This is a genomic window from Streptomyces sp. NPDC005266, from assembly GCF_040607655.1.
Classification (GTDB): domain Bacteria; phylum Actinomycetota; class Actinomycetes; order Streptomycetales; family Streptomycetaceae; genus Streptomyces.
On record NZ_JBEXHC010000001.1, the window covers coordinates 513,122 to 526,179 of the forward strand.

Sequence of the window (13,058 nt, forward strand, 5' to 3'; positions counted from 1 at the left end):
CCGGCGGACGGGGGAACACGGCGGGACGTGACAGCGCTGTGCTGGACGGAGGTGTCCCACGATGACCGACGAGAGCTACCGCACCGAGCACGACTCCATGGGCGAGGTGCGGGTCCCCGCGTACGCCAAGTGGCGGGCCCAGACCCAGCGGGCGGTGGAGAACTTCCCCGTCAGCGGCGAGCGGCTGGAGCGGGCGCACATCGAGGCGCTGGCCCGGATCAAGGCCGCGGCCGCCATGGTCAACGCCGAGCTGGGGGTGGTCGACAAGGACATCGCCGGGGCGATCGCGGAGGCGGCGGCCGAGGTCGCCGCGGGCCGCTGGGACGACCACTTCCCGGTGGACGTCTTCCAGACCGGCTCCGGCACCTCCTCCAACATGAACACCAATGAGGTGCTGGCCACCCTCGCGAGCGAGCGTCTGGGCCGCGAGGTGCACCCCAATGACCACGTCAACGCCAGCCAGTCGTCCAACGATGTCTTCCCGTCCTCCATCCACATCGCGGCGACCGCCGCCGTCACCGCCGATCTGATCCCGGCGCTCGGCCATCTCGCCGAGGCGCTGGAGCGCAAGGCCGACGCGTTCGCGGACGTGGTCAAGGCGGGGCGCACGCATCTGATGGACGCGACGCCGGTGACGCTGGGTCAGGAGTTCGGCGGCTACGCGGCGCAGGTGCGGTACGGGATCGAGCGGCTGCGCGCCGCGCTGCCGCGGCTGGCCGAACTGCCGCTGGGCGGTACCGCCGTGGGCACCGGGATCAACACCCCGCCCGGCTTCCCCGCCGCCGTCATCGCCGAGCTGGCCCGTACCACCGGGCTGCCGCTGACGGAGGCCCGGAACCACTTCGAGGCGCAGGGCGCGCGGGACGGCCTAGTCGAGACCTCGGGGCAGCTGCGGACGATCGCGGTCGGCCTCACCAAGATCGCCAACGATCTGCGCTGGATGGCGTCGGGCCCGCGCACCGGGCTCGCCGAGATCGCCCTGCCCGATCTGCAGCCGGGCTCGTCGATCATGCCGGGGAAGGTCAATCCGGTGATCCCCGAGGCCGTGCTGATGGTCGCGGCGCAGGTCGCCGGCAATGACACCACCGTCGCCACGGCCGGGGCCGCCGGCAACTTCGAGCTCAATGTGATGCTCCCGGTGATCGCCAAGAATCTGCTGGAGTCGATCCGGCTGCTGACCAATGTCTCCCGGCTGCTGGCGGACCGTACCGTCGACGGGATCACCGCCAACGTGGAGCGGGCCCGCGAGTACGCGGAGTCCTCGCCGTCAGTCGTCACCCCGCTCAACCGCTATCTGGGCTACGAGGAGGCGGCCAAGGTCGCCAAGAAGTCGCTGGCCGAGCGGAAGACCATCCGCGAGGTGGTGCTGGAGTCCGGCTATGTGGAGCGCGGTCTGCTGACGCGGGAACAGCTGGACGAGGCGCTGGACGTGCTGCGCATGACGCATCCTTGACGTGCTCCCCCGGCCTGAAGGCGAGGGATTCCCGCCACGGTCGTCCGACCGTCCGGGTGGCTTCCTGTTTCATCACGCTGTGCCGGGCCAGGTCCCGGTCTTACCCGCGCTCCGCAGGCGTTCAGCCTGTCCGCCCGTCCGGCGGCCAGGGTGTTCGTCGACGCGTTCAAGTGACCGTCAGGGAGGTGGGGGCGGCCGCAAGGGGCCCGGGACCACCTGACCTTGAGGTCCCCGGCCTTGGCCACATACACGGCACCGCTGCCTCTGACGCTGAAGGCATTGGTGTTCAGGCGGATCGACTGCCGCGTGTCCTCCTTCAGTGACCGTCAGGGAGGTGGGGGCGGCCACAAGGGGCCCGGGACCACCTGACCTTGAGGTCCCCGGCCTTGGCCACCTGCACTGCCTTGGCCACATACACGGCACCGTTGTCTCTGACGCCGGAGGCATTGGTGTTCAGGCGGATCGACTGCCGCGTGTCCTCCTTGGACTTGTACCGGGGCACTCGCGGGCTCGCAAGCAGTCGTTCCACACCACATGGGCGCACCCGAACGCACGGGCCAACGCATGACGCCGGGCCGCTTTCGGATACATACGGTAGTTGTATCGTAACTGCCGATTGCAAGCTTACTGCGCTTGGCCTCATAGCGGCGGCGAACGAGTTCAGACGGGCAGGCATCTCAGCCCCGGCCTGAAGACCTGGGCTTTGACGCGAGAGAATCCGTAACCTGGCGGGCGGCATTCGTTGCGGCATAGGTCACGGCACGGCGGCCCCGTCGCACCTAAGATCTGCTCATGACAGCGGACATCGTGGAGACGACGGGGACGGCGGACACGCCCCGATGGGCGGCCGGGGAGCACATCCTGTGGCGTTATCGCGCCAACGCCTCCGACCTCATCCACATCTGCCGTCCCGTGACCGTGGTCCGGGACACCGCTGAGCTGCTCGCCGTCTGGCTGGCTCCGGGCACCGCCTGCGTCAAGCCGCAGCTGACCGACGGCACGCCGGTGCACCTCGAGCCGCTGTCCACCCGCTACACGAAGCCCCGCACGACGGCGCTGTCGCAGTGGTTCGGCACCGGGGTACTGAAGCTCGCCCGGCCCGGTGAGCCCTGGTCGGTGTGGCTGTTCTGGGACCAGGGCTGGCGGTTCAAGAACTGGTACGTGAACCTGGAGGAGCCGCTGGTCCGCTGGGCCGGCGGGGTCGACTCCGAGGACCACTTCCTGGACATCGCGGTCTACCCGGACCACACCTGGGAATGGAAGGACGAGGACGAGTTCGACCAGGCGCAGCGAGCCGGGCTGATGGCCGCCGGACAGGGGCGGCGGGTCCGGGCCGCGGGCCGGGCCGCCGTCCGGCTCATCGAGTGCTGGGGGACGCCGTTCGGGGACGGCTGGGAGGACTGGCGGCCGGACCCGGCGTGGCCGGTCCCCGCCCTTCCGGCGGACTGGGGCCGTACGGGCCGGGGGCATACGTCCGCACACTCGAGGTCCTGAACCTCTTGCTGTGTCCCGGTGTTTCAAACGTAGGATCGTCGTCCGGAACACTGCACCTGCGGGAAACCAGACACTGGCGCAACTCACGGACGATGCACAGGAGCTGACGCGATGTCACAGGAGGGGCGGAGTCGTGAGCGGTGAGGACGACTACGGCGACGGCTATGAGGGGTACGAGGACTTCGACCGCTTGGCGCTGGATCGCAGCGGTCAGGCGGAGGCATTCGACGCGATAGGCGACCGCTACGCCGAGGCCTTCCCCTGCAAAGAGGGTCAGGTCGCGGCCGGTCAATGGCTGGCCGAAACGCTTCCGCCCGGCTCCCGGGTGCTCGATGTCGGCTGTGGTACGGGCCTGCCCACGGCCCGTCAGCTGGTGGAGGCGGGACACGAGGTCATCGGGATCGACATCTCCCCGGGCATGCTCAAGCTCGCCCGGGACAATGTGCCCGGCGCCACCTTCCAGCAGGTGGACATCGTGGATCTGCGGGTGGGCGGCCGGTACGGCCCCGGGGGATCCCGGGAACTCGGCCCCTTCGACGGCATCGCGGCCTACTTCTCGCTGCTGCTGCTGCCCCGCCCGGAGATCCCCTACGCGCTGCGGGCGCTGCACGCCGTGCTCAGACCCGGCGGGTTGCTGGGACTCGGCATGGTCGAGGCCGACGTCGACGACTTCCCCATCCCGTTCCTCGGCAACTCGGTGCGGGTATCCGGTTATCTGCGGGACGAGCTGCGACAGGTCGTGGACGATGCGGGCTTCGAGATCGTCGGGGAGGACTCGCACGCGTACGCCCCGGCCAGCACGGACGTACCACCCGAGATCCAGCTCTATCTGAACTGCCGACGACGTGCCTGACACCCGGTGCGCCCTCGACCACAGGGCGCACGGCCCCGGACGGATGGAAACCCACGCGTGACGGAGCACCCCACCTCCCCCAACAGGCGGCAGGCTGCCACCCCTGCCGCCCCGGGCGCGCCCGCGCCCGAGGACGCGCACGGCGCGGTCCCGGACCCGCGGACCGCCGCGCGGCAGGCGGCTGCCCCCGGCCAGGAGCCGGACGGCGGCCGTCCGCGCCCGGCCTTCCCCGCGGACGGCCCGGCTGCGCAGGCCGCCCATGGCGGCGCCGCGGGCCCCGGCGAGGAGCCGGCCCGGCGCGCCGCGGGGGGCGGTCCGGCCCCGGAGCCGGGCAGCGGGACCGGCCGGCCACGGTCCGGGCTCCGTGGCCGCGGCGCGGCGAACGCGGCGAACGGCGCAGGCGCGGGGAGCGCCAAGGCCGCAGCGCGCGGTGGCGGAGGTACGGAGCGCCGGAAGACGGCGGAGAGCGAGCACCCGGCGCAGCCGGAGCACGGCACACCGGAGGGCGAGCCTGTGTGGGACGCGGACCGCAATGCGGCCAGAGGCGCGGCGCGCCGACCCGGATCGCGGGACGGCGGACCGGGCCGCGACGATCAGCCCCCGGCCGCCGGGGGCGGCGGGCGGGGCCGGGGATCCGGGCGGCGGGGCACCGACGCGGGTGAGCATCCGGCGCAGCCCAGCGAGGCCGCCTCGGCGGTGGGCGCGGCGGGTGAGGTCGGATACACGACCCCCGACGGCGCGGTGCCCGCGGTGCCCGTGGTCGAGCCCGGCGCCGCCGAGGCGGCGGCCGCCCGGGACCGGGGCGGTGACCGGCTGCGGTTCGTCGGGGCGGCGACGCGGCGGATCGCGCGCGGTATCGACCTCGATGAGATCGTGCTCGGTCTGTGCCGTGCCACCGTGCCCACCTTCGCCGACGCGATCCTGGTCTATCTGCGCGATCCGTTGCCGGTCGGCGACGAGCGCCCGGTGGGCCCGGTGGTGCTGCGGCTGCGCCGCACCGACCGGATCCCGCTGGATCCGGACACCGAGAGCGGCCGACTGCCGCTGATGCCCTCTCAGCCGGATCTGTCGCCCGCCGTGGGCGGCGGCCCGGCCGCCGAGCTGTGTGAGGTGGAGGCGGGCGGTCCGCTGGCCGAGGTGTTGCGCGGGGTGCGGCCGGTGTTCGGCGACTCGCAGGCCGCGCGCGCCGCGCTCCCCGAACTCCTCGGCGACGGGCCCTCGGTGGCGACCGGTCAGCGCACGGTGCTGGCGCCGCTGCGCGGGCGCCGCCGGGTGATCGGTGCGGCCGTGTTCGTACGCCGGCCGGACCGTCCGCCGTTCGAACCGGACGATCTGCTGGTGGCGGCCCAGCTGGCCACCCACACCGCGCTCGGCGTCGACAAGGCGGTGCTCTACGGGCGCGAGGTCTACATCGCGGACGAGCTCCAGCGCACCATGCTGCCCGACTCGCTGCCCCAGCCCACCGGCGTCCGGCTGGCCAGCCGCTATCTGCCCGCGGCCGAGACCGCGCGGGTCGGCGGCGACTGGTACGACGCGATCCCGCTGCCGGGCAACCGGGTGGCGCTCGTGGTCGGCGACGTCATGGGCCACTCCATGACCTCCGCCGCGATCATGGGCCAGCTGCGGACCACCGCGCAGACCCTCGCCGGTCTGGATCTGCCGCCGCAGGAGGTGCTGCACCACCTCGACGAGCAGGCCCAGCGGCTCGGTACGGACCGCATGGCCACCTGCCTGTACGCGGTCTACGACCCGGTCGCACACCGCATCGTGGTCGCCAACGCGGGCCATCCGCCGCCCCTTCTGCTGCACCGGGGCGGCCGTGCCGAAGTGCTGCGGGTGCCGCCGGGGGCGCCGATCGGGGTCGGCGGCGTCGACTTCGAGGCGGTCGAGCTGGACGCGCCCGCCGGGGCCACCCTGATGCTCTACACCGACGGGCTGGTCGAGTCGCGCATGCGCGACGTGTGGACCGGGATCGAGCAGCTGCGCGAGCGGCTGTCCGCCACCGCCCGGCTCACCGGCCCCAACCCGCCACCGCTGGAGCCGCTGTGCGACGAGGTCCTGGACATGCTGGGCCCCGGCGACCGGGATGACGACGTGGCGCTGCTCGCGGCCCGCTTCGAGGGGATCGCGCCCAGCGATGTCGCGTACTGGTTCCTGGACCCGAAGGCCGAGACGGCCGGGCAGGCCCGCCGGCTGGCCCGCCGAGCGCTCGCCCGCTGGGACCTGGACGATCTGACGGACGCGGTCGAGCTGCTGGTCAGCGAGGTGGTCACCAACGCCGTGCGATACGCGGAGCGGCCGATCACGCTACGGCTGCTGCGGACCGATGTGCTGCGCTGCGAGGTCGGGGACGACGTCCCGCAGCTGCCGAGGCTGCGCCAGGCCCGGCCGTCCGACGAGGGTGGGCGCGGGCTGTACCTGGTCAACCGGATGGCCCAGCGCTGGGGCGCGACCCGGCTGTCCACGGGCAAGGTCGTCTGGTTCGAGCTGGCGATGCCGTAACCGGCGGCGGCCGGAACGGGGCTCTTCGCCTCGTTCCGGCCGCCGTGGTGCCTGATCGGCCGCGCTACTGCCCCTGCTTCGGCTGCTTTTGACGGTCGGTGCCGTCTCCGGGCGGGGGCGTGGTGGTCGGGATCGGGAAGGACGGGGTCGACTGGTCCGGCGGCGTCGACGGAGGAGACGTGGACGGGGTCGGGCTGGTGGACGACTCGGAGGGCGTCGGGCTCGGCGACGACGACTCGCTCTCCGACTCGCTCGGCGTCGGGGAGGGCGAGGTGGACGAGGGGGCGTCGCTCGGGGTCGTCGGCGGGGGCGGCTTGATGGCCGCGCCCATGTCGGTGTCCAGATCGAACTCGGAGGCCGCCTTGTCGCCCAGCGCGGCGCCCATGTAGGCGGCCCAGATCTCGGCCGGGTAGCCACCGCCGTTGACGCGGCCGCCGCCGCCCGTGCCCTTGAGGGTGACCTGCTTGCCGTCCTTGGCCTCGCCGAACATGCCGACCGAGGTCACCAGGCCGGGGGTGTAGCCGGTGAACCAGGCGGACTTGTTGTCGTCCGAGGTACCCGTCTTGCCGGCCATGTCCATGCCCTTGCGCTGCACCGCCGAACCCGTGCCGTCGTCGACCACGCCGGTGAGGACGGAGGTGACGGAGTCGGCCGCGCCACGGCTGATCGCCTGGCCGTTGGTCGGGTCGGGCAGCTGGGCCCGCTCGTCGCCCTTCTCGGCGGACTTCACGATCGCCGGGGTGACCTTCTTGCCGTGGTTGTCGAGGGTCGCGTAGACCCCCGCCATCTGGTACGGGCTGGCGCCCATCACGCCCAGCGACATCGCGGGGCGCACATCGAAGCCGTTGCCGTCCTTGCCGTCCATGCCGAGGTCGATGGCGGTGTCCTTGACCTTGGCCAGGCCCACGTCCACCGCCATCTGCGCGAAGGCGGAGTTGATGGACCTGTTCATCGCCTTCTGGACGGTGACCGGGCCATAGGACTTGTTGTCCTCGTTCGGCGGGGCGAAGGCGGTGTCACTGCCCTTGACGGGCCGCTTGCTGGTGCCGTCGTACAGGGTGTTGGCCGTGATCGGCGTGCCGTCCTGCGTGGTGGAGCCGTTCTCCAGCGCGGAGGCGAGGATGATCGGCTTGAAGGTGGAGGCGGGCTGGTAGTCCGCGCGGGTGGCGTTGTTGGTGTAGTGCTCGGTGTAGCCCGCGCCGCCGTACATGGCCACGACGCCGCCGCTCTTCGGGTCCACCGAGACGGCGCCGACCTGGGCGTGCTTGTCGACCGTGCGCTTCTTCGGGTCGAGCTTGTCGGTCAGCTGGGTGCGGACCGCCTTCTCCAGCGCCTTCTGCTTCTTCCGGTCGATGTTGAGGGTGACCGTCCAGCCGCCGTGCCCGAACTCGTTCTCGTTCACCCCGGCCTTGAACAGCTCCTTCTTGGCCGCCTCGATGAAGTAGCCGGTCTGGCCGTCGAGGCCGGGGATCGGCCGGGGCTTGACCGGGTTGTCGAACCTCATGCCCTGGCGCTCATCCTTGGTCAACCAGTGCTTGTCCACCATGTTGTTGAGGATGTAGTTCCAGCGGTTCTTGGCCAGCCGCTTGCCGTTGGGGCCCGCGGTGGCCATGTCGTACTGGCTGGGGGCCTGGAGCAGCGCCGCGAGATACGCGCCCTGCTCGGTGGTGAGGTCCTCGACGTCCTTGTCGTAGTACGCGCGGGCCGCGGCCTGGATGCCGTAGGCACCGCGGCCGTAGTAGCTGGTGTTGATGTAGCCCTCGAGGATGTAGTCCTTGGACTTCTGCTGGTCGACCTTGAGGGAGATCACCAGCTCCTTCAGCTTGCGGCTGACGGTCTGTTCCTGGCTGAGGTAGTAGTTCTTGACGTACTGCTGGGTGATGGTGGAGCCACCCTGCTTGCCCCTGCCGAGGGCGGTGTTGATCAGACCGCGGGCGGTGCCGGTGAGGGAGACGCCGGAGTCGGTGTAGAAGTCCTTGTTCTCGGCCGCGACAAAGGTGCGCTGCACCTGCTTGGGGATCTTGGACAGCGGTACGGACTCGCGGTTGACGTCACCGTCCTTGGCCATGATCGTGCCGTCGCTGTACTTGAAGATGTTGGCCTGCGCCTTGGCCTTGGCGTTGGCACCGGGCACGGGTACGAGCAAATAGAGCACGAAGAACCCGCCGACGACCAGCGCACAGAGCGAGACGAAGTACGCCAGCACCCTCTTCCAGGTGAAGAAACGGCGTATGCCCCCCTTTTTCGCGGCCTTCTCGGCCCTACGAGCGCCCTGCTGCCGCGCGCGCCGCTCTTCCGCTCTGCCCATCTCTCCCGCCGCTTCAGTCGTTAGCCCCCAGCCCAGCTCATGAAGCTAACACCGCAACTACCGTCAAATACTCATCGATCAAGCTTTTTCCGAAGGTGACAAAAAGCACCTGCTCCATGGGAACTGACGCTCAGCAGGCGCTAAGGGTTGTCGCAGGGGTTAAAGTGCTATCACTTTGCTAGATGACGGCACCACCGACAGGAAACGCGGAACCTCCATGGCCGACGCGACGCCCACTACAGACATCACCGGCATAGCGGATGTACCGGCCCCCCCCCCGGAGCCCCGGGCCCGGGAGCGGCCCGCGCGGAGCGTCAGCGGCGGGCCGGCCCTGCCGCTCGGCCCGGCCGGCATCGTCGGCGGCGTCGGGCCGTCCGGGGGCGGGGCCGGCCGGCCGAAGCAGCGCCCCGCCCGGCAGCCGCGGCAGCGCAAGCAGATGCTGCTGCGGCTCGACCCCGCCGTCCATGACGCGATCGCGCGCTGGGCGGGTGACGAGTTGCGCAGCACCAACGCGCAGATCGAGTTCCTGCTGCGCAAGGCGCTCGCGGAGGCCGGCCGGCTACCTGGTGCGGTGCGGCCGATCCCGCGCCGCGGCCGCCCGCCGCGCGCTCCCTCCGAGGACACCGACGAGATGCCCGAGTAGCAAGCGACCTTGACGAAATGCCGCTGACCTGCGGGGACACACTATTCGACGCGGCTATACACACTGCGTATACGCATGGTGTAGAGTGCGCGCATGTCAATCGGCCACACCCTGCTCGGACTCCTGGAGTCCGGCCCGCGCCATGGGTACGACCTCAAGCGGGCCTTCGATGAAAGATTCGGACACGACCGTCCGCTCCACTACGGGCAGGTTTACTCCACCATGTCCCGGCTGCTGAAGAACGGCCTCGTCGAGGTCGACGGCATCGAGCACGGCGGTGGCCCCGAGCGCAAGCGCTACGCCATCACCGACGCGGGCATCACCGATGTGGAGCACTGGCTCACCCAGCCCGAAAAGCCCGAGCCCTACCTCCAGTCGGTCCTCTACACCAAGGTCGTGCTCGCGCTGCTCACCGGGCGCGACGCCGCCGATCTGCTGGACGTCCAGCGCGCCGAACATCTGCGGCTGATGCGCGAGCTCACCCAGCGCAAGCGCGGCGGTGACCTCACCGACCAACTCATCTGCGACCACGCCCTCTTCCACCTCGAGGCCGATCTGCGCTGGCTGGAGCTCACCGCGGCCCGCCTCGGCCAACTCGCCAAGGCGGTACGTCCATGACCCCGGCAGGCTCTCTGCTCATAGCCCATGGCCTCCACAAGTCGTACGGCCACACCCCCGCACTCGACGGCGCGGACTTCTCCATCCACCCCGGCGAGGTCGTCGCCGTCATGGGGCCCTCCGGCTCCGGCAAATCGACGCTGCTGCACTGCCTCGCGGGGATCGTCCGGCCGGACTCGGGCTCCGTCCACTACAACGGGCGCGAGCTGTCCGCGATGTCGGACGCCGAGCGCAGCAGCCTGCGGCGCGGCGAGTTCGGCTTCGTCTTCCAGTTCGGCCAGCTCGTCCCGGAGCTGAACTGCGTGGAGAACGTGGCACTGCCGCTGCGGCTGAACGGCGTCAAGCGCAAGGAGGCCGAGGCCCGCGCGCTGTCGTGGCTGGAGCGGCTGGAGGTCGCGGACGTACGCGACAAGCGGCCCGGCGAGGTCTCCGGCGGCCAGGGGCAGCGCGTCGCCGTCGCCCGCTCACTGGTCACCGGCCCGCGGGTGCTCTTCGCCGACGAGCCGACCGGCGCGCTCGACTCCCTCAACGGCGAGCGGGTGATGGAGCTGCTCACCGAGGCCGCCCGGGACACCCGCGCCGCCGTCGTCCTCGTCACCCATGAGGCCCGGGTCGCCGCCTACTCCGACCGCGAGGTCGTCGTACGCGACGGCAAGGCCCGGGACATGGCGGGGGTCCGATGAACGGCCCGGACGGCGAGCGCGCCGCCCAGGCACCCGTTCCGGCGCCCGCCGCGCCCGCGCCTTCCGACCCCGGGCCCCGCCGCCGCGTCTCCCGCGCCCGCTGGGCCGCCGACCTGGTCATGGGCGGGCGCTTCGCGGTCACCGGCGGCCGGGAGAGCTGGGCCCGGACGATCATGACGGCGGTCGGCGTGGGCCTCGGCGTGGCGCTGCTGCTCCTGGCCTCCTCCGCGCCCACCGCGTACTCCCTGCGCAGCGAGCGGTCCGACGCACGCGCCGCGCTGGGCTTCCAGACCGAACCCGCGCCGGGCCCCGGCACGATCCACCTCGGCCGGGCCGACACCACCTACCGGGACGCGGACATCGAGGGCCTGGTGATGGCGCCGGACGGCGCGCACCCGCCCCAGCCGCCGGGCATCAGCCATATCCCGGCCCCCGGTCAGATGTGGGTCTCGCCCGCTCTGAAGAAGCTGCTCGACTCGGACGACGGAAAGCTGCTCCGCGAGCGCATCCCGTACCGCGTCATCGGCACCATCGACGACAGCGGACTGTCCGGCCCGGCCGAGCTGCGCTACTACGCGGGGATCACCCAGAAGGCGTTCGAGCACGTCAACAGCGAATACCACATCGAGCGCTGGGGCACGAAGGACGCCGGCAAGCCCAGGCCCATCGACCCCGCGCTGCTGCTGCTGGTCATCGTCGGCTGTGTGGTCCTGCTGCTGCCGGTGCTCATCTTCATCGCCACCGCCGCGCGCTTCGGCGGCGAGCGGCGCGACCGCCGCCTGGCCGCGCTGCGGCTGGTCGGCGCCGACAGCCATATGACCCGGCGGATCGCCGCCGGTGAGTCGCTCTTCGGCTCGCTGCTCGGGCTCGCCGTCGGTGGTGCGCTCTTCCTGGCGGTCCGGGAATTCATCAGCGGCGTCACGCTGTGGGACGTCAGCTTCTTCGCCTCCGACATCCGGCCCTCCGGGCCGCTCGCCCTGCTGATCGCGGTGACCGTGCCCACCTCGGCCGTGATCGTCACCCTGGTCGCCCTGCGCGGGATCACCATCGAGCCGCTGGGTGTCGTACGGAACGCCACCCCCAAGCGACGCCGTCTGTGGTGGCGGCTGCTGCTGCCGGTCCTCGGCATCGGGCTGCTGCTGCCGCTCGCGGGCGGCTTCGGGCCGAGCGGCGGAGGCGACAACAAGGCGTACCAGGCGGCCCTCGGCGCCATCCTGCTGCTCATCGGCCTCACCGCGCTGCTGCCCTGGCTTGTCGAGGCCGTCGTCGAGCGCTTCGGCAAGGGGCCGGTGCCCTGGCAGCTCGCCACCCGCCGGCTCCAGCTCAGCAGCGGCACGGCGGCGCGCGCGGTCAGCGGCATCACGGTCGCGGTCGCCGGGGCGATCGCCATCCAGATGCTCTTCACCACCGTGCAGGACACCCACACCAAGGAGACCGGCCAGGACCCGCACCGCGCCCAGATGCTCGCGCACGTCCGGGTCGAGACCGGCGCCCAGGCCCGCGACGTCCTCGACCGGTTCCGCAAGACCAAGGGCGTCAAGGATGTGCTCGGCGTCACCGAGGCGTATGTCTCCGACGCCACGAGCAAGGAGAAGGGCCGGGCCGACATCCCGACCGACTCCCTCACCGTCGCCGACTGCCCCACGCTGCGCGAGGTTGCCCGCGTCACCAGCTGCAAGGAGGGCGATGTCTTCGTCGTCAACCCCCGCTCCACCGACTACTACGACCCCGAGAGGGCCTTCGCCAAGCCCGGCGCCCAGGTCAACCTCAACATGGACGACACCGGGTACACGCCGAGTGCGACGAAGAAGCTGTGGACGATCCCCCGCTCGGCCAAGGTGGTGGGCAGCCGCACGGACCCGATCGGCCGTGAGCGCACCGGCATCCTCGCCACCCCCGGCGCGTTCGATGTCGCGGACCTGGACCAGCCCGAGGCGGTGGCCATGCTGCGGCTGGACCCGAAGGTGCCGGACGTCGCCGAGTACCCGCGCAACACCAGCGCGGCGCTCGACCCCACGCTGGATGTGATGACGCTCTCCAGCACCGCGGAGTCCGACCAGTTCGCGACGATCCGCCGCGGCCTGTTCATCGGCGCCACCGGAACCCTGCTGCTCATCGGCGCCAGCATGATCGTGACGACCCTGGAGCAGCTGCGCGAGCGTAAGAAGCTGCTGTCCGTCCTGGTCGCCTTCGGCACCCGGCGCACCACCCTGAGCTGGTCCATCCTGTGGCAGACCGCGGTCCCGGTGGTGCTGGGGCTCGGGCTCTCGATCGCGGGCGGACTGGCGCTCGGCGCGATCCTGCTGAAGATGGTCGACCAGCCGCTGGCCATCGACTGGTCCGGCCTCGGCGCCATGGCCGGCATCGGCGCGGGCGTCATCCTGCTGGTGACGTTCGTCAGCCTGCCGCCCCTGTGGCGCATGATGCGGCCGGAGGGCCTGCGGACGGAGTGAGGCCGCGGCGCGTCCCCGGCTCCGGGGCCGTTCCCCTCTCCATGGGAGCGG

General features: G+C 71.4%; 10 protein-coding genes. 8 read left to right on the forward strand and 2 right to left on the reverse strand.

The features are described from left to right. Positions 1–61: 61 nt before the first annotated feature. On the forward strand, positions 62–1,453 hold the full coding sequence (locus tag ABZU99_RS02330; protein ID WP_356044154.1) for a class II fumarate hydratase: 1,392 nt from the start codon (positions 62–64) through the stop codon (positions 1,451–1,453). Positions 1,454–1,906: 453 nt separating this feature from the next. Here the strand turns inward: ABZU99_RS02330 and ABZU99_RS02335 are convergent, their stop codons facing one another. Then, complete coding sequence (locus ABZU99_RS02335) at positions 1,907–2,044, reverse strand: helix-turn-helix domain-containing protein (protein WP_356044151.1); 138 nt, start codon at positions 2,042–2,044, stop codon at positions 1,907–1,909. A gap of 201 nt (positions 2,045–2,245) precedes the next feature. Here ABZU99_RS02335 and ABZU99_RS02340 point away from each other — a divergent pair, with 201 nt between their 5' ends. The 3 genes from ABZU99_RS02340 to ABZU99_RS02350 all read left to right on the forward strand — a co-directional run bounded on the left by ABZU99_RS02340 (position 2,246) and on the right by ABZU99_RS02350 (position 6,302). Next, on the forward strand, positions 2,246–2,947 hold the full coding sequence (locus ABZU99_RS02340) for a DUF402 domain-containing protein (RefSeq protein ID WP_355943425.1): 702 nt from the start codon (positions 2,246–2,248) through the stop codon (positions 2,945–2,947). A 133-nt stretch (positions 2,948–3,080) separates the two neighbouring features. Continuing rightward, a complete protein-coding gene (locus ABZU99_RS02345; RefSeq protein ID WP_355943427.1) occupies positions 3,081–3,800 on the forward strand; it encodes a methyltransferase domain-containing protein in 720 nt (239 codons plus the stop codon). Between the two features lie 57 nt (positions 3,801–3,857). Beyond that, positions 3,858–6,302 carry a SpoIIE family protein phosphatase gene (locus ABZU99_RS02350; protein WP_355943429.1) on the forward strand — a complete coding sequence of 815 codons (2,445 nt, stop codon included), beginning with the start codon at positions 3,858–3,860 and terminating at the stop codon, positions 6,300–6,302. 64 nt (positions 6,303–6,366) lie between these two features. Here the strand turns inward: ABZU99_RS02350 and ABZU99_RS02355 are convergent, their stop codons facing one another. Then, positions 6,367–8,610 carry a transglycosylase domain-containing protein gene (locus ABZU99_RS02355; RefSeq protein WP_355943431.1) on the reverse strand — a complete coding sequence of 748 codons (2,244 nt, stop codon included), beginning with the start codon at positions 8,608–8,610 and terminating at the stop codon, positions 6,367–6,369. A gap of 436 nt (positions 8,611–9,046) precedes the next feature. Here ABZU99_RS02355 and ABZU99_RS02360 point away from each other — a divergent pair, with 436 nt between their 5' ends. The 4 genes from ABZU99_RS02360 to ABZU99_RS02375 all read left to right on the forward strand — a co-directional run bounded on the left by ABZU99_RS02360 (position 9,047) and on the right by ABZU99_RS02375 (position 13,007). Next, positions 9,047–9,253 (forward strand): hypothetical protein, encoded by a 207-nt coding sequence (locus ABZU99_RS02360; protein WP_355943666.1) that lies wholly within the window; start codon positions 9,047–9,049, stop codon positions 9,251–9,253. A gap of 93 nt (positions 9,254–9,346) precedes the next feature. After that, complete coding sequence (locus ABZU99_RS02365) at positions 9,347–9,871, forward strand: PadR family transcriptional regulator (protein ID WP_355943433.1); 525 nt, start codon at positions 9,347–9,349, stop codon at positions 9,869–9,871. Then, complete coding sequence (locus tag ABZU99_RS02370; RefSeq protein WP_355943435.1) at positions 9,868–10,554, forward strand: ABC transporter ATP-binding protein; 687 nt, start codon at positions 9,868–9,870, stop codon at positions 10,552–10,554. The genes ABZU99_RS02365 and ABZU99_RS02370 overlap by 4 nt, the downstream gene beginning before the upstream one ends. After that, positions 10,551–13,007 (forward strand): FtsX-like permease family protein, encoded by a 2,457-nt coding sequence (locus ABZU99_RS02375; protein ID WP_355943437.1) that lies wholly within the window; start codon positions 10,551–10,553, stop codon positions 13,005–13,007. The genes ABZU99_RS02370 and ABZU99_RS02375 overlap by 4 nt, the downstream gene beginning before the upstream one ends. Positions 13,008–13,058 lie beyond the last annotated feature (51 nt).

Bases quoted from the DNA above. Each gene is read 5' to 3' on its own strand.
- ABZU99_RS02330 (WP_356044154.1), top strand. From the start codon at position 62: ATGACCGACGAGAGCTACCGCACCGAGCACGACTCCATGGGCGAGGTG.
- ABZU99_RS02335 (WP_356044151.1), bottom strand. From the start codon at position 2,044: ATGTATCCGAAAGCGGCCCGGCGTCATGCGTTGGCCCGTGCGTTCGGG.
- ABZU99_RS02340 (WP_355943425.1), top strand. From the start codon at position 2,246: ATGACAGCGGACATCGTGGAGACGACGGGGACGGCGGACACGCCCCGA.
- ABZU99_RS02355 (WP_355943431.1), bottom strand. From the start codon at position 8,610: ATGGGCAGAGCGGAAGAGCGGCGCGCGCGGCAGCAGGGCGCTCGTAGG.
- ABZU99_RS02360 (WP_355943666.1), top strand. From the start codon at position 9,047: ATGCTGCTGCGGCTCGACCCCGCCGTCCATGACGCGATCGCGCGCTGG.
- ABZU99_RS02365 (WP_355943433.1), top strand. From the start codon at position 9,347: ATGTCAATCGGCCACACCCTGCTCGGACTCCTGGAGTCCGGCCCGCGC.
- ABZU99_RS02370 (WP_355943435.1), top strand. From the start codon at position 9,868: ATGACCCCGGCAGGCTCTCTGCTCATAGCCCATGGCCTCCACAAGTCG.
- ABZU99_RS02375 (WP_355943437.1), top strand. From the start codon at position 10,551: ATGAACGGCCCGGACGGCGAGCGCGCCGCCCAGGCACCCGTTCCGGCG.